Raw genomic sequence first — 16,471 nt, forward strand, 5'->3', positions numbered from 1 at the left:
CCTATTTAATTTACGCTGAAATTTAATCTTTATTTACTTTCTAACTATTGGTAGAAGTTTGCTTCATTATACTGTGGTAATATCGGCTAAAGTAGTCTTTAGTCGATGTTAACAGCACCGCACCTACTTTGATTTGCAAATTTTCACTGGAGACTCTACAATTTGCCTACTTACAACTTATAAAGTAAAAAATACAGCTTTAATAGTATGTAGGTTGGCTATCCTTGTATATTTTTGGTGTAGAAAAGAAAGGGATGTAAACAAAAAAATCCTTACCGTTAAGTAAGGATTTATTGTGGTGCCTCCAGGAATCGAACCAGGGACACATGGATTTTCAGTCCATTGCTCTACCAACTGAGCTAAGGCACCATGCTTGCTGTAAGCGGGTGCAAATATAATTTCAATTTTATGATTTCCAAACTAAATCGTAAAAAAAGAAAAATGTTTTTTTAATTTTTAATCTTTGCAACATGAATTTAATTGTTGATGCGGGTAATACAAATGTCAAGTTAGCAATCTTTAAAAAGTCGGAAATAATTCATTTAGAGACTGTTGTTGTAGATTTGTTTGTTGAGGCGGTAAAAAGAATTTTCAAGGAATTTCCTAAAATAGAATTTTCAATAATTTCTAGTGTAGGGTCAATTTCAGAGGAACAGATTAAGGTTTTGGCTATTTTTAGTGAACTTCATGAGCTTAGTCATGCGTCAAAAGTGCCGTTTAAGAACTCATATGCCTCTCCACAAACTTTAGGTGTAGATCGTTTGGCCTTGTCTACGGCTGCCTATTATTATAATCCACATCAAAATAATTTGGTTATTGATGCAGGAACCTGTGTTACGTATGATATGATCAATGATTTTGATGAGTACCTGGGTGGCGCAATTTCCCCGGGCTTACAAATGCGGTATAATGCTATGCATTACCAAACATCTAAATTGCCATTACTTGAAAAAAAGGAGCTGTTAGACTACATTGGCAACACTACTGAAAACTGTCTACACAGTGGGGCGGTAAATGGAATTACGCTTGAAATAGACGGTGTCATTAATCTTTACAAAGCAAGATTTAAAAATTTAACAGTTATTTTAACCGGTGGAGACACACTATTTTTGTCTAAACGATTAAAAAATACCATATTTGCGGATTCCAAATTTCTCCTGAAAGGGCTTAATTATTTGCTGGAATACAACAAGCACTAAATGATCAGAAAAATTGTAATTGCAATTGTATACATATCCACTGTTGGTATGTACGCTCAAGATGGTACCGTTTCTCCCTATTCTTTTTTTGGAATTGGAGATTTAAATAATGAAAGTACGGTAGAAAATCAAATGATGGGAGGCATTGGCGTCTATGCCGATAGTATTCACATCAACTTAAAAAACCCTGCTGCTTTTGGTAAATTAGGTTTAGAGGTAATGGACCGTGAAGGTTTGGTTACCTACACTGCCGGTGTTTCCAATAAGCAATTTACCCTTAAAAGTTTTACGGAAGAACAACAAAGCTCTATTACAAATCTAGATTATTTGGCACTTGGTTTTAGTGTAGGTAAGGGTCTGGGCATGGGTTTTGGTATTAAACCTTACTCATCTGTAGGATATAATTTAGTAGATGAAAGAACTGTTTCGGGCAATTCATTGGTCAATGTTTACTCTGGTGAAGGCGGTTTAACGCGAGTTTTCTATTCTGTAGGGTATGAAATTTTTAAAGACGTAAGTATAGGTGCTACGGTAAATTTCAACTTTGGTACTTTGGATAGTGAAAGATTGCAACAAGTAGAAGATGTCCAGTTTGGTACTTTTGATAGAAGAAGCTCAAGGGTAAACGGATTCGATTTTAATTATGCCCTAAATTATTCACCTATTATAAAGGGTAGAAATAGACTTCATACATCAATACGGGTAAATACACAAGGTAATCTAGTGTCTAAAAATGATAGGCAATTGGGTTCTTTTTCAGTGTCTACCGGTGTTAATATAGAAGAGGTAGAGGTAGACTTGATTTCTCAGAATTTAAAGAACACTGAATTGAAAATACCTACTACGACTACATTAGGTATTGGTTATGGGGAAGACTATAAATGGTTTATAGGTGCCGAGTATAGTTTTCAAGAGATGAGTTCTTTTGAAAATGCATTCTTGGGTGCAGAGAGTATTGTGTATGAAGATGCAAGTTCATTTGCTTTGGGGGCTTTTATTACACCGGAACATGGTTCATTTACAAGTTACTTTAAACGTATAACATATCGTGCAGGCTTACGATTAGATAAGACCGGTATGTTGGTGAACGATGTTGATATAAATAACTTTGGCATAACTTTTGGGTTAGGCTTACCACTGGGTAGAAGTTTCTCTAATCTTAACCTAGGTTTTGAATTTGGTAAAAGAGGAACTACCAGGGCTAATTTAATTGAAGAGAGCTATTTTAAATTTAATGTAGGTCTATCATTGAACGATCGCTGGTTCCAGAAAAGAAAAATCAATTAATAAAAAAATTTAGTACATTAACCATTTTAAAAAGAGAAAACATGAAATCGAAACTTTACTTCACGGCAATAATGTTCCTAGGGATGATGGGAGTGAGCAATGCACAGGCACAAAACCCTGAATGTATGACTAACTTGTCCATATTTTCCGAGCATTCAAAAGTTAAAAATTATGACGCGGCTTATGAGCCATGGAAAATGGTTTATGAAACTTGTCCACAGTTAAATAACGCTATCTATGTATATGGTGAACGTATACTTAAAGATAAGATGAAAAAGGCAACAGGTGCCGATAAAGAAAAATTTGCTAATGATCTTATGGGTCTTTATGACAATAAGTTAAAGCATTTCGCATCTAAAACTAGCCAAGGTGAGACCGAGGTAGATAAGGCATTGGTAATGTATGATAATAAAATGGCCGACGATGCTAAAATGTATAGCATGTTAAGCAATGCATTTACTAACGACAAGGAGAATTTTACAAATCCTAAGGCATTATACATTTACTTTTCTAGTTTGGTTGATGAGCATAAGGCAGGTAGAAAAGACTTACAGGAAGTTTTTGATGTTTATGACGGGGTTACTGAAAAAATAGAAGTAGAAAACGAAAAAATTACCGGGAAAATTGCCAAGTTGTTACCTAAGGAAGAAGCTGGTACATTAACTTCAAAAGAGAAGTCTCGTTTAAAGGCATACAACTCTTATTCTGAAGCTTATGGTAAGATTGCGGGTAGTATTGATTCTAAATTAGGTCCTTTAGCGGATTGTGGAAACCTTATTCCTCTTTATGAGAAAAGTTTTGAAGAGAAAAAAGGAGATGTTGTTTGGGTAAAAAGAGCTGTAGGTCTTATGTTCAACAAAGAGTGTACGGATGATCCTTTGTTCCAGAAATTATTTGAAGCACAGTTAGCTTTAGATCCATCAGCCGATGCTTATGTTTACAGTGGTACGTTGAAAATGAAGAATGGAGATACTAAAGGGGCTCTTGCAGATTTTGATAAAGCATTGTCTTTGGAAACTAGTAATGATAAAAAATCTAAGATTGCTTATAAAGTAGCAGTTATCAATAAAAGAAAAGGTAGTAAGTCTACAGCACGTAGTTATGCTCAAAAAGCCATTGATGCTAACCCCTCAAACGGCCGTGCATATTTATTGATCGCTAACCTTTATGCAACAAGTGCCAATGACTGTGGTTCTTCAGCGTTTGAGAAAAGAGCAATGTATTGGAAAGCTGCGGACATGGCAAGAAAAGCAGGTAGAGTAGATCCATCATTAAGTGGTTCTTCAAGTCAAGCTGCAAATAGCTATAGCTCAAAAGCACCTTCTAAAGAAATGATCTTTAGTTCAGGTATGGCCGGTAAGACCGTTACTTTCAGCTGTTGGGTTGGTGGTAGTGTGAAAGTACCTTCTTTATAGAAAAAATGATACAAATTCAAAATTTTAAAGGCATTGCTGTGGTATGTACCATGGCAATGCTTTTTTTATCTTGTAAGGACGAGTATAAACGCGTAGGTGAAGAAGCGCCAAAAGAAGTGTACCCAAGAAGTGTTGCCGAGAATTTTGTGGCTACCTATACAGAATCACCAGAAAAATTAGTGTCTGAAGAAGTAGGCTCTTCAAAAGTATTGGCAGTACTTTCCGGACCTATAAGAAATGATTTTGAACAACTGTCTTTTCCCTATCAAACCTTTCCAGAAGGTCTTTTAGTAGAGATTTTTAATGAAAAAAACGAGAAAACGATCATAGAGGCAGATTATGGTGTGTTGTATTCTAAGACTTCTATCGTAGATTTGCGTGGTAATGTACTTATAAAAAGTGATGATGGTAAGAAATTGTCAACATCTCAATTGTACTATGACCGTGGTAATGAGTGGGCGTTTACAAAAGAGAAGTTCACATTTACCAATCCTGATGATGGTACGGTGATGGATGGTGAAGGAATGGATATTCAAAAAGACCTCAAATTTTTAAATGCGCATAAGACTTATGGTCTAATGTTGATAAAAGAAGATAAAGAACAAGAAAATGATTAATATTTTAAGGTATACGGAATACTTATATATAATAGTGGCCGGTTTTTCAATTTATAGAATTTTTACGGATTGGAATACCGATAGAAGTATGGCTTATTTTTTCATATTTTTTGCTGTCATTTCTATAGGTATGTTCTTGTTTAGAAGAAACTACAGAAAAAAATTTGAACAACGTAAACGGGATAATCAAAATAAATAGTGGGTACAGCCGGTATTATCATTATACTTTCCTTGATTTTTTCAGCATTTTTCTCAGGAATGGAAATTGCCTTTATTTCTGCGAACAAAATCCACATTGAAATAGAGAAGAAGCAAGAAGGATTTTTAGCTACGGTGTTGACCAGGCTAACCAAAAAACCATCTAAATTCATTGCTACCATGCTAATTGGAAACAATATAGCATTGGTTATTTATGGTCTTTTTATGGGCGATGTGCTTATGAACTGGTTTACGGGTATTGCGCCGGACAATGCTTTTTTAAAATTATTGATTACAGATTTTAGTCTGTTGACCCAAACCTTGATCTCTACATTTGTTATTTTGATAACGGCAGAATTTTTACCAAAAGTGCTGTTTCAAATTTATGCAAATAACCTGTTAAAGTTATTGGCAATACCTGCATTCTTGTTCTATATCCTATTTTCGTTTATATCAGATTTTATAATTTGGATTTCTGATTTAATATTAAAATATGTCTTTGGAACCTCTGGAGATGAAGTTCAGCTGGCTTTCAGCAAATTGGAATTGGGAGATTATATTACGGAACAGATGGAAACTGTAGAGGAAGAGGATGAAGTTGATACCGAAATACAGATTTTTCAAAATGCATTAGAATTTGCTGCCGTTAAAGCTAGGGAGGTCATGGTGCCCAGAACAGAAATAGTTGCGGTAGAAATGCATGAAACGCCCAAAAATTTGGCGAAATTGTTTACAGAGACCGGTTACTCAAAAATATTGGTTTATAATGATACGGTAGATAATGTAATTGGCTACGTACATTCTTATGAGCTTTTCAAAAAACCAAAGACGATCAAAAGCATATTATTACCGGTTGAATTTGTGCCTGAAACTATGTTAATTCAAGATATATTGAACGTTTTGATCAAAAAGCGAAAAAGTATAGCCGTAGTTTTGGACGAGTATGGCGGTACATCTGGTCTGGTAACTGTTGAAGATATTGTAGAAGAGCTTTTTGGTGAAATAGAAGATGAGCATGATACTACGGATTTAAGAGAAGAGGTTGTTGATGATCGTCATTTTCTTTTTTCGGCAAGGTTGGAAGTAGATGATATTAATGAAAATCACAAATTGAATCTTCCGGTTTCAGATGAGTATGAGACCTTAGGGGGTCTATTGGTACATACACTAGGGGAGATTCCGGATAAAGAAGTAGAGCTTACCATAGACTCCTATAAGTTTACCGTACTAGAAGTTTCCAATACCAAAATAGATTTGATTTCCATAGAAGTTTTGGAAGAGGAATAACAGTGCATCAATCAATAAATTAGGTGGCTTTTTAGTTTTTATTATTTCAATTAAAAATGGTAGTTTTGCCACCCAATAACCACAAACGATTATTTTAAACGTTAATAAGAATGGCAGTATTAGAAAATATTAGGAAACGTACAACAGTGTTGATCTTGATAATAGGTTTGGCACTTTTTGCATTTGTTATTTCTGGGGTTTTTACCAGTAGCAATTTTGGAAGTGAAAAAGTAGGTTCGTCCGTAGCCGAAATTAATGGAGAAGATATTTCTATTGATGAATTTAGACAAGAAGTTGAAGTTGCTTCTAAAAGGGTTGGTCCTACTACATCTTCAATGCAAGTAGTAAATCAAGTTTGGGAGAATAAAGTAAGAAAGACCATTTTAGGTGAGCAGTTTGAAGATTTGGGTATTGGTATCGAGCAAGATCAGATAGTCGATTTTCTTAGGACTACCGGGTATGCCCAGAATCCTCAATTTCAAGATCAAAATGGTCAGTTTGATGCAAACATGTTCAGGCAAACCGTTGCGGATTGGAAAGTAAACAACCCTGCACAATATGAAGCTTGGATGCAGACAGAAGCTGAAATCGTTCAATTGGCAAAAGAGCAAACCTATTTTAACATGGTCAAGGCAGGTGTTGGCGCTACATTGAAAGAAGGTGAGCTAGATTATAAGTTGGCTAACGAAAAAATGGACATAAAGTATGTAAGAGTACCTTATACTTCTATTCCAGATAGTACGATCAATGTTACCAAAAGTGAAATTGCCGATTATGTTAATAAGCATAAAGAAGAATATAAGCAAGATCCTGCCAGGGACTTGCAATATGTATATTTTCAAGAGAAGCCATCTGAGGCCGATCAAAAAGCCATAAAGGATGAAATCACTAAACTTTTAGATGATACTGTAGAATACAATTCTCAAACAGATCGTAACGATACTATTAGAGGGTTTAGAAATACAAAGGACGTAGCTGCATTTTTAGGCAGATATTCCGATACTAAATTCGATACTATCTACAAGGCTAAGAAAAACTTACCTTCTAGCGTAGCAGATACTTTAATGAGTTTAAATATCGGTGAGATATACGGACCTTATAAAGATGGTGATTCTTACAAGATTTCTAAAATGATCGCTAGAAAGCCAAATGGTTCCGTGAAAGCCAGCCATATCCTATTGGCTTATACAGGTGCTACAAGAGCAAACCCTGCTGTAACAAGAACTAAAGAGGAAGCAGAAGCGAAGGCAAAAGAATTATTGAGAGAAGCTAAGAAATCTGGTGTTGTATTTGCTGAATTGGCTAGAGACAACTCTGACGGACCATCTGCACCAAATGGTGGAGATTTGGGATATTTCCAAAGAGGGGTAATGGTACCTAAGTTCAACGATTTTGCTTTTAACAATAATGAAGGTTCTATTGGTCTGGTTGAAACTGATTTTGGTTTCCACGTAATTAAAATAGATGATAAGGAAGATGTTGTTCAAATAGCTACCGTATCTAGAGAAATCGTTCCTTCGGAAGAAACGATCAATACTTTGTTTACAAATGCCACTAAATTTGAAATGGAAGCTACAGAGGATGAAAGTGCATTTTCTACCATCGCTAAGAAAGATGAATATGTAGTTAGACCTGTAAATAAGATTAAGGCTTTAGATGAAAATCTTCCGGGATTACCAAATCAAAGAAATATCGTCCAGTGGGCATTCAATGCGGACACCGAAGTTGGTGATGTGAAGAGATTCAATATCAACAATGGTTATGCGGTTGTTCAATTGACAGGTAGTTATGCTGAGGGTGTAATGAGTGCTGAAGATGCTTCTGTATTAGTTTTGCCTATAATAAGAAAAGAACGTAAGGCGGCTCAAATTATAGCGGCTAACAAGGGTAAGGATATGAGTGCTATTGCAGCTGATAACAGTGTAAGTATTTCTAACGCTTCTGCACTTACTGTAAAGTCTCCAACAATTCCTGGCGCAGGTAGCGAGCCTGTAGTGGTAGGTACTGCTTACGGAATGGTTGCTGGTGAAACTTCAGGATTGATTCAAGGAAATACTGGTATTTTCAAAATAGAGATCGTAAAGAAAACAGAAGCTCCAAAATTGGATAACTATAGCGTATATGCCAATGCTTTAAAAACAGGAGCGGCAAGTCGTGCAAACACCGCGGTATACAACGCATTGAAAGACGGTTCTGAAATTGAAGATAAAAGAGCTACTTTCTACTAGTAGTTGTTTTAAAATCTATATAAAAAAAAGAGCATCCAATTTGGATGCTCTTTTTTTATAATATCATTTTAGAATAGGGGAGAATTGTTTGGTATCCTTTATTCTTAAAGTATAATATGTTTTCTTCCGTTCCTGTAGCTAGTATAAAATCTCCACCCCAAGCTCCCAAGCTTTTAATAGTTCTAGTATAGTCAGGAAAAAGAGATTCTTTGATTGTAGAAATTTGAAGTGTTTCCGATAAAATTGCCTCATGTTCGTTCAATGAGTTTTCAAATTCGGCTACGGTAGTGCACTTCTGTATATTTTCGGTAATAGCGTTAATCTTGTTTATCAATTCCTCTCTATTGAAATCTAAACTTCTATAACTTTTAATTGCATCTCTACTATTCTTCTTTTGGTTCAGATAAACAAAGAACAGCTCATCTTTAAAAGTCGGATTAAAATTAACTTCTTCAACTAATGGCTCATAGTTGTTTCTTTGATAGGTAATAGCAGTGTTGTGTGTAGCACATGCAATATCATAACCACTACCGCCAAAGGTTGCTTCTAGCAATTGATATGGGTTTACACCTGCCCATGTTGCCATATTGGCTATTAAAGTAGAAGAAGTGCCTAGTCCCCAATTCATAGGGAAAGTAACTTTAGTTTCAACAATACTGTTTTCCGTAATGTTGGATAAAAATTTAGGATTAAGTTTTTTGGTTTCGGTCAATATTTGTTTTAGTCGATCTGATGTAGTGTCATCGGTGGTAGTAACCGTTTTAAAATCTTCCTTGGCAAATTCGGCATAAAACCAAGTATCATCATTTTCGTCAACACCAAACCATTGTATAGTTTTCGTATTCTTGTTTCTAAGCTTTAATGACTGACCAAATTTTGTAGGTAATGCAAGTCCTTTAGCGCCATCAAGAATTGCATACTCCCCTGTTAGTAGTAATTTTCCGTTGCTGTAAAATTCATTCATCATAGCTTAAAATTTACTTTCTAATAGTACTTAATTGAATTTCTACACCGTGATGAGTAACCGGGTTGGTTTTAAAATGTTCTACCAAAATTGCTTTTTCATTTTCATTGGCGCCAAGTTGGTTTAAAATGTTCAATAGGTGCATTTTCATATGACCTTTTTGAATTCCGGTAGTGACCAAAGAACTTACGGCGGCAAAATTTTGTGCAAGTCCGGCAACTGCCACTATTTGCATAAGCTCTTGTGCTGATGGTCGCTGTAGCATTTCTAAATTCAGTTTCACAAGAGGGTGTAAGTTTGTAAGGCCGCCAACCGTACCTAATGCCAAAGGTAGCTCTATCCAAAATTTAAAAATACCGTTTTCAATTTCGGCATGGGTAAGACTGCTATATCTTCCGTTTCTACATGCGTAAGCATGTACGCCGGCTTCAATAGCTCTAAAATCATTCCCTGTAGCCAATACCACCGCATCAATGCCGTTCATGATACCTTTGTTGTGTGTTACGGCACGGTAAGGTTCAACTTGGGCAATTTTAATAGCCTGTATTATTTTTTCTGCAGTATGTTGTGGAGTTAGTTCTGCCGAAAGCTTTAAGTCTTCTGCGGGGCAACTTACTTCTGCACGAACGGTACAATTGGGAACATAGTTAGACAGTATGCTCATTACAATTTCTACATCTTTCTCTGGTGTAGAAAATGCATCGTAATGGGCAGCCTCTTTTTTTAACGTTGTGGCAAATTGCTCCAAACAACTATTTATAAAATTGGCGCCCATGGCATCTTTAGTTTCAAAAGTAGCGTGCAATTGAAAATAGTGGTCTAGCTCATGAGTTTTATCCTTAAGGACAATATCTTTAATACCACCGCCTCTTTTTTCCATGCTAGTGGTTAAAGATGCGCTTTCAGCTAGTAAAACAGGCTTTAGGTACGTAAAGAAAGATTCTAGTTTTTTAGTATCCCCTTTGAAAATGAAATGGACCTGACCCACTTTTTCGGTACCTAGTATCTCGGACTTGAAACCGCCTCTCTTTAACCAGAATTTTGCGGCTTTGCTTGCTGCGGCAATTACAGAACTTTCTTCTATGGCCATAGGTATGGCGTACAGCGTATCATTAATTAAAAAGTTGGGAGCAATGCCCTGTGGTACGTAAAGGTTGGTGATGGTGTTCTCTATGAACTCATCATGCAATTGTTGAACGATTTTATCTTGGTTCCAATACGTTTGCAGAATTTTCTTTGATTGTGCTGCGTTTTGCGTAAAATTCTCGGTAACCCAGTCTATTTTTTCTTCTTTCGTAAGCTTCGAGAAACCACTTATCGGTTTGGTCATTTAGGTATAACTTTCTACTAATATTCAATGTTGTGTACAAGTGAAGATTTAGAAAAATACCGCACATTGTTACGGTAGTAAAGATACGCATATTGGTAAGAATTTTTTTTAAAGGCCCAAAGCGTTAAAAGCGCTTTCTTTTTTACGGTAAAGCGTGGTTTTTTGAGGAAATAGTGGTAAACTTGAGAGATTTAACAAAATTCACTCATTTATGCGAAAAACACACTTATTTGCGTTGATATTACTTTCATTCAGCGTATTTACTTGGGCACAGGAAAAACAAATACAAGTTTCAGATATTTATCAAGGAGCTTTTAGAACGGAAGGTATGGAAGCCCTTAGATCCATGAATAACGGCACCCAATACACAGTTCTTAATTCAAACAGATTTAGCCAAATTACTACGGTTGATAAATACGATTACAAAACATTAGAAAAAGTAGGTACAGTGGTTTCGTCTGCAGATTTAGCGGATATTCCTTCGTTCTCATCATATGATTTTAGTTCAGATGAAAAGAAGATGCTTCTTTCAACTGAAGTTGAGCCAATATTTAGACGTTCTAAACTAGGTGTATATTATGTGTACGATGTGGCTGCAAAAAAAGTGGTTCAGGTAAGTGCAGATAAAATTCAAGAACCGTTATTGTCACCAGATGGTAGCAAAGTGGCATATGTGAAGAATAATAACATTTACATTTTTAACATCGCTTCAGGTGAAACCAAACAAGTTACTAATGACGGTGTAAAGAATGCTATCATCAATGGTGTTACAGACTGGGTGTATGAAGAGGAATTTGCCTTTGTACGTGCCTTTGAATGGAATGCAGATGGCACTAAAATTGCTTTTCTACGTTTTGATGAAACAAATGTACCTGAGTTTTCAATGGATGTTTACGGTACGGGGCTATATCAACAACCACATGTATTCAAATACCCTAAAGCAGGAGAGAACAACTCTGTAGTTACCTTACACCTTTTAGATGTTGCAAGTGGTAAAATAACTGAAGTAGATACAAACGGTGCTTATTACATTCCGCGTATTAAATGGATGAACCATAAAGATATGCTGAGTGTACAGACTTTAAATAGACATCAAGATCATTTGACCATGTATGCTGTTAATGCCAAAAAAGGTGATGTAACAATTTTGTTGGAAGAGAAAGATGATGCTTATGTTGACATTACGGACAACCTTACTTTTTTAGAAGACGATAGCTTTATTTGGACCAGTGAAAAAGATGGGTATAACCATATCTACCTTTATGGAGAAGATGGTAGCTTAATGAACCAAATTACAAAAGGCGACTGGGAAGTAACAAAATACTACGGGTACGACCAAAACGAAGATAAAATTTACTATCAGTCTACAGAAAACGGTTCTATTAACCGTGGTGTTTATAATATTAGTAGTGGTGGCGATGATAAAAAAGCTTTGGCTGCCAAAGAAGGAACTAATAATGCCAAATTTAGTACAGATTTTACTTATTTCATTAATACCTTTTCAAGCGCTGATACTCCGCCTGTATTTACATTGCATCAAGCCATTAATGGTAAGAAAGTAAAAGATATTAAGGATAATGATCAGCTTTTAGAAAGATTGAAGAGCTATGCTGTAAGTCCTAAAGAATTCTCTACAATATCAATTAATGGTAACGATCTTAATATGTATATGATCAAGCCAAAAGATTTTGACCCCTCAAAGAAATATCCGTTGTTTATGTATCAGTACAGTGGTCCTGGATCACAAAACGTAAGCAATAGTTGGATGGGTGCTAATGATTACTGGCATCAAGGTTTAGTTGCTGAAGGCTATATAGTTGCCTGTGTAGATGGTAGGGGAACCGGATTTAAAGGAAGGGATTTCAAGAAAGTTACTCAGAAAGAATTGGGTAAATATGAGGTTGAAGATCAAATAGCTGCTGCTAAAAAGTTGAGTGAACTACCATATATAGATGCAGAAAGAACAGGTATTTGGGGGTGGAGCTATGGTGGCTTTATGTCTACCAATTGTATTTTAAAAGGTAATGACACTTTTGAGATGGCCATTGCGGTTGCTCCTGTTACATCATGGGCTTTTTATGATACAATTTATACGGAGCGTTACATGCAAACTCCACAAGAAAATCCAAGCGGTTATGATGACAACTCGCCATTCAATTACCCGCAGTTGTTAGAAGGTGATTATTTGTTGATTCATGGTACAGGAGATGATAACGTACATGTACAAAATTCAATGCGTATGATCGAAGCATTAATACAGGCGGACAAACAATTCGATTGGGGTATCTATCCAGATAAAAATCATGGAATTTACGGTGGAAATACAAGAATTCACCTATTCAATAAGATGACCAATTTTATAAAGGAAAAACTATAATCAAACTAACATCAATATGACTGAAAGTACTGAATTTTCAGACCAAAAACAGATTTTTGGGCACCCTCAGGGTTTATTTTATTTATTTTTTGCAGAGCTATGGGAGCGTTTTAGCTTCTACGGTATGCGGGCGTTGCTAACGCTTTACATGATAGATGTAATCTTTCAAGCTTTGGCTGAAAGAGATTATGCCACCGCAGCGGTATACTCTTCCTATGGTTCTTTGGTATATGCATCGACCGTAATTGGTGGTAAATTATCAGATAAGATTTTGGGCATGCGAAATTCTATCTTTTTAGGTGGTATTTTAATGTCTATAGGTCACTTTGTTTTGGCTATAGAAAACAATATGGCGTTCTTTCTGGCGCTTTCGTTGATCATAGTAGGTAACGGATTCTTTAAACCTAATATTTCAACTTTTGTAGGTACTTTATATGAGAAAGGCGATCCTAAAAAAGATTCTGGATTTACCATATTTTATATGGGTATTAATATTGGTGGCTGGGTAGCTCCGTTATTATGTGGATGGTTGGCTGCAACCTATGGTTGGCACTATGGTTTTGGTCTGGCGGGAATAGGTATGTTGACCGGTTTGATCGTATTTTGGAGGGGTATTCAAAATAATGTGTTCGGTGATAGAGGTTTACCTCCTAATGAACATGTATTGGAGAAGAAAGTGCTTGGTGTAAAACAAGGGATTTTAGTACCTGTACTAGCTGTGTTGTCGGCACCTTTGATTGCCCTACTTTTATCATCTTATAAGGCAATAGCTACAGATGGTATGTTTGCGGATCAGAACATTGTAAATGTAATTTTTACAGGCATAGGTATTGCAGTATTGGCATATTTGGCTTACGAGATGTTCAAGGCGAATGTTAAAGAAAGAAAGGAGCTTTTTGTGGCTGTGTTACTTACATTTTTCATGACCATATTTTGGGGCTTCCATGAATTGTCGGGTAGTGTTATAACATTGTTTGCGGCTAGAAATATTGACTTGGAAGGTATTATGTCCGCAGCACAGACAAATTCGTTGAACTCTATGTTTATTATCATTTTGGCTATTCCTATTTCCATGATGTGGACATGGTTGAGTAAAAAGAACTGGAACCCTAGAACTCCTTATAAATTTGGATTGGGACTACTTTTTGCGGGAATCAGTTTTTACGTTCTTGCTATTAGTGGCGGTAGCGCCAACGAAAATGGTTTTGTACCGTTCACATATTTGTTGCTAATGTATTTCTTGCTATCTGTAGGTGAACTTTTTATGTCACCTGTTGGGTTGTCTAAAATGACCGATCTTGCTCCTGCAAGGTTAATAGCTTTTATTATGGGGGTATGGTTCTTATCATCTGCCTTTGCCTTTCAAATTGTTGGCTTCATCGGTAAGCAATTGGCAATAGAAAGTACTGATGGAGATGTTAGTGGTTTTGCTACGTTAACAGTATATACCGATGGTTTTATGCTGATTGCAAAATATGCCTTGGGAGCAGGGGCAATCGTACTTTTAGCATCACCGATTATTAAAAAGTTGATGGGTAAAGTGTATTAGTCACTAACTACTCAAAATAATAAGCTCCCTTTTCACCAGTGTAGTGGAAAGGGATTTTATTTTTTATACAAGTCGCTTTCCAACGGTCCACATAACTTTTGTAGTTGCTGCCATCCGCAATGATTTCTTTAGGTTGTATGCTATCTATTAACCGGTCCAGATTTATTTTTGGTGATTGTGTCAATAATATATAGTTAGGTGCTGACTTCAAATATATTCCTGTACTATCAATAATTAAAAGTTTCTCATCTTGTAATGAATAGCTATTTTCCAAAGAATCAAAATGAACAGAATCTATGCGTTCAGCAGTTCTATAATCTGAAATTAGATAATCGGGTCTGTTCTTGCAATTTGTTAAGATGGATAACTGATGCCCGCGTCTATTTAAAATAAGAGTTTGTTTAGTTTGATGCAGTACCAAAGCTTCTGATATGTTTTTAGTCTGTTGCTCTTGATATATGGTATATCCTTGAAAACAAAGAATACTGACTAAAAAGAACATTATCCGTTTATAATTGAACCTGGTATATAGTTCAATGCCTATAACAAGTACGGTAAACGAAAGTAATAGCTGAATAAAATCGAAAGAAATAGCACTGAAAATAAAACTTTCTTGCTGAGCCACCCAAGCTATAATGTTGTTCATGAGCCCAATTATTTTATTATATACCCAGGCAAGTTGAGTGGGGAGCCAGTTTAATATTGAAAAGAAAATCACAAAAATACCCATGCCTAGAATTACACCTAAGGCGGGTACGATGATTAAATTAGATATAAAGAAAAGTCCTGGAAACTGGTGAAAATAGTACAAGCTAATGGGTAAAACTCCTAACTGTGCCGCGATACTGACACAAAGCAATTGCCAAAAATAGCGGACCACTATATTCTTTGGAAACCATAGGTCTTTAAGAATCGGGAAAATCCAAAGTATGGCAAATACAGCGGCATAGCTCATTTGAAAGCCTACCTGAAATAGCAAATTCGGATTTATGAATAACAGGATAAATAGAATAGAAAGAGCAAGTATATTGAAAGTGTTGTGAGGTCTGTTTAAATAGAGTGCGTAGGCTACGAAAGTGAACATGGTAGTTGCACGAATAATACTAGCGGACAATCCTGCAATGAAGGCAAACATCCATAAAAATAGAACGGAAAATATAAGAATGATAGTTCTGCCATTTGGAATATTTTGCAGCGGACTCAGTAAAAATTGGATGACTAAAAGTAGAATACCAATGTGCAGACCAGAGACCGCAAGAATATGTACGGCACCCGCTTTTTGGTAATTTGTATAGGTTTCTTTAGAAATATCTGAGCGTTCGCCTAATAATAAAGCCTGTATGACACCTAATTCATCAGTTCCAAAATTTTCTTGTTTTAGTTTTAAGATTATATGGTTGCGAATTTTGGCGGCAAAACCCTTTAAGGTGGTATTTCTATTTTCAATTTTTATGAACTGCTTTTTTGCAATTTTCAATTGGTGGTATATGCCCAGGTTTCTCAAATACTTTTTATAATCAAATTGATGTGGGTTTAATGGTTTATCAATAGGTAGAATTTGCGAATAAGTTACTAGTTCATCGTCAATTTTTAAATTTAAACCAAAAGAGTCTTTGGGAATGGTAAGCAGTATAGTACCGCTTACAGGGGTGTTGCTTATACTTTTGACCTTGGCAAAATAACGGTTAGAATAAGGGTTGGGCTTTAGTACTTCTTTAATTTTAAGTGTCCACTTTTCATTTTGGTTAGAAGCAAAGTGGCTGTAGTGGCTGCTTGAATTAATTGGTTGTGCAAGTGTATAGCTATAGCTACCCAATGAAACAAATGATAGCGCGGCCATACTGCCAAATAAAATTGATTTTTTGTTTTTTTCAAGAAAGAAAACTAGGGCTAATAGTGCAAATAGAGATAAGGTAGCGGTTAGTAAGTACTTGGGGTCGAATTGAAAATAGTAGCCTATTAAGATTCCAAAAATGAGTAAAAGCGTTAATCTGATAGGAATAAACGCTAAGAGTTTCAT

At 35.9% G+C, this 16,471-nt stretch carries 12 protein-coding genes and 1 tRNA gene; 9 read left to right on the forward strand and 4 right to left on the reverse strand.

Translation table 11 applies throughout. The features are described 5' to 3' along the window. Positions 1–296: 296 nt before the first annotated feature. Positions 297–369: transfer RNA gene (locus PXC01_RS03790), tRNA-Phe, on the reverse strand. A 101-nt stretch (positions 370–470) separates the two neighbouring features. Here PXC01_RS03790 and PXC01_RS03795 point away from each other — a divergent pair. From PXC01_RS03795 to PXC01_RS03825, 7 genes are all read left to right on the forward strand, one after another. Further along, a complete protein-coding gene (locus PXC01_RS03795; RefSeq protein WP_276471036.1) occupies positions 471–1,199 on the forward strand; it encodes a type III pantothenate kinase in 729 nt (242 codons plus the stop codon). After that, on the forward strand, positions 1,200–2,486 hold the full coding sequence (gene bamG / locus PXC01_RS03800) for a BamG family beta-barrel-assembly machinery protein (RefSeq protein WP_276471037.1): 1,287 nt from the start codon (positions 1,200–1,202) through the stop codon (positions 2,484–2,486). A 41-nt stretch (positions 2,487–2,527) separates the two neighbouring features. Beyond that, positions 2,528–3,901, forward strand: coding sequence for a hypothetical protein (locus PXC01_RS03805; RefSeq protein WP_276471038.1), 1,374 nt, complete (start codon positions 2,528–2,530; stop codon positions 3,899–3,901). 5 nt (positions 3,902–3,906) lie between these two features. Continuing rightward, positions 3,907–4,518, forward strand: coding sequence for an LPS export ABC transporter periplasmic protein LptC (gene lptC / locus PXC01_RS03810; RefSeq protein WP_276471039.1), 612 nt, complete (start codon positions 3,907–3,909; stop codon positions 4,516–4,518). Further along, positions 4,511–4,717, forward strand: coding sequence for a hypothetical protein (locus PXC01_RS03815; RefSeq protein WP_276471040.1), 207 nt, complete (start codon positions 4,511–4,513; stop codon positions 4,715–4,717). The genes lptC and PXC01_RS03815 overlap by 8 nt, the downstream gene beginning before the upstream one ends. Before the next feature lie 59 nt (positions 4,718–4,776). Further along, positions 4,777–6,003, forward strand: a complete 1,227-nt coding sequence (locus tag PXC01_RS03820) for a hemolysin family protein (protein ID WP_420828579.1) — start codon at positions 4,777–4,779, stop codon at positions 6,001–6,003. A gap of 110 nt (positions 6,004–6,113) precedes the next feature. After that, positions 6,114–8,231 carry a peptidylprolyl isomerase gene (locus PXC01_RS03825; RefSeq protein WP_276471042.1) on the forward strand — a complete coding sequence of 706 codons (2,118 nt, stop codon included), beginning with the start codon at positions 6,114–6,116 and terminating at the stop codon, positions 8,229–8,231. 55 nt (positions 8,232–8,286) lie between these two features. Here PXC01_RS03825 and PXC01_RS03830 read toward each other — a convergent pair whose 3' ends face one another. Next, a complete protein-coding gene (locus PXC01_RS03830; RefSeq protein ID WP_276471043.1) occupies positions 8,287–9,198 on the reverse strand; it encodes a GYDIA family GHMP kinase in 912 nt (303 codons plus the stop codon). 10 nt (positions 9,199–9,208) lie between these two features. After that, a complete protein-coding gene (locus PXC01_RS03835; RefSeq protein WP_276471044.1) occupies positions 9,209–10,525 on the reverse strand; it encodes a hydroxymethylglutaryl-CoA reductase, degradative in 1,317 nt (438 codons plus the stop codon). A 211-nt stretch (positions 10,526–10,736) separates the two neighbouring features. Here PXC01_RS03835 and PXC01_RS03840 point away from each other — a divergent pair, with 211 nt between their 5' ends. Together PXC01_RS03840 and PXC01_RS03845 are read left to right on the forward strand one after the other, a co-directional pair. Beyond that, entirely contained in the window at positions 10,737–12,902 is a 2,166-nt protein-coding gene (locus PXC01_RS03840) for a S9 family peptidase (protein WP_276471045.1), read from the forward strand. Positions 12,903–12,918: 16 nt separating this feature from the next. Continuing rightward, on the forward strand, positions 12,919–14,451 hold the full coding sequence (locus PXC01_RS03845) for a peptide MFS transporter (RefSeq protein ID WP_276471046.1): 1,533 nt from the start codon (positions 12,919–12,921) through the stop codon (positions 14,449–14,451). A 7-nt stretch (positions 14,452–14,458) separates the two neighbouring features. Here the strand turns inward: PXC01_RS03845 and PXC01_RS03850 are convergent, their stop codons facing one another. Then, positions 14,459–16,471, reverse strand: a complete 2,013-nt coding sequence (locus PXC01_RS03850) for a ComEC/Rec2 family competence protein (RefSeq protein ID WP_276471047.1) — start codon at positions 16,469–16,471, stop codon at positions 14,459–14,461.

The sequence above is a fragment of the Maribacter huludaoensis genome (genome assembly GCF_029350945.1).
GTDB classification, from domain to species: Bacteria; Bacteroidota; Bacteroidia; order Flavobacteriales; family Flavobacteriaceae; genus Maribacter; species Maribacter huludaoensis.

Bases quoted from the DNA above. Each gene is read 5' to 3' on its own strand.
- bamG (WP_276471037.1), top strand. From the start codon at position 1,200: ATGATCAGAAAAATTGTAATTGCAATTGTATACATATCCACTGTTGGT.
- PXC01_RS03840 (WP_276471045.1), top strand. From the start codon at position 10,737: ATGCGAAAAACACACTTATTTGCGTTGATATTACTTTCATTCAGCGTA.
- PXC01_RS03815 (WP_276471040.1), top strand. From the start codon at position 4,511: ATGATTAATATTTTAAGGTATACGGAATACTTATATATAATAGTGGCC.
- PXC01_RS03820 (WP_420828579.1), top strand. From the start codon at position 4,777: ATGGAAATTGCCTTTATTTCTGCGAACAAAATCCACATTGAAATAGAG.
- PXC01_RS03835 (WP_276471044.1), bottom strand. From the start codon at position 10,525: ATGACCAAACCGATAAGTGGTTTCTCGAAGCTTACGAAAGAAGAAAAA.
- PXC01_RS03805 (WP_276471038.1), top strand. From the start codon at position 2,528: ATGAAATCGAAACTTTACTTCACGGCAATAATGTTCCTAGGGATGATG.
- PXC01_RS03850 (WP_276471047.1), bottom strand. From the start codon at position 16,471: ATGAAACTCTTAGCGTTTATTCCTATCAGATTAACGCTTTTACTCATT.
- PXC01_RS03795 (WP_276471036.1), top strand. From the start codon at position 471: ATGAATTTAATTGTTGATGCGGGTAATACAAATGTCAAGTTAGCAATC.
- PXC01_RS03825 (WP_276471042.1), top strand. From the start codon at position 6,114: ATGGCAGTATTAGAAAATATTAGGAAACGTACAACAGTGTTGATCTTG.
- PXC01_RS03830 (WP_276471043.1), bottom strand. From the start codon at position 9,198: ATGATGAATGAATTTTACAGCAACGGAAAATTACTACTAACAGGGGAG.
- PXC01_RS03845 (WP_276471046.1), top strand. From the start codon at position 12,919: ATGACTGAAAGTACTGAATTTTCAGACCAAAAACAGATTTTTGGGCAC.
- lptC (WP_276471039.1), top strand. From the start codon at position 3,907: ATGATACAAATTCAAAATTTTAAAGGCATTGCTGTGGTATGTACCATG.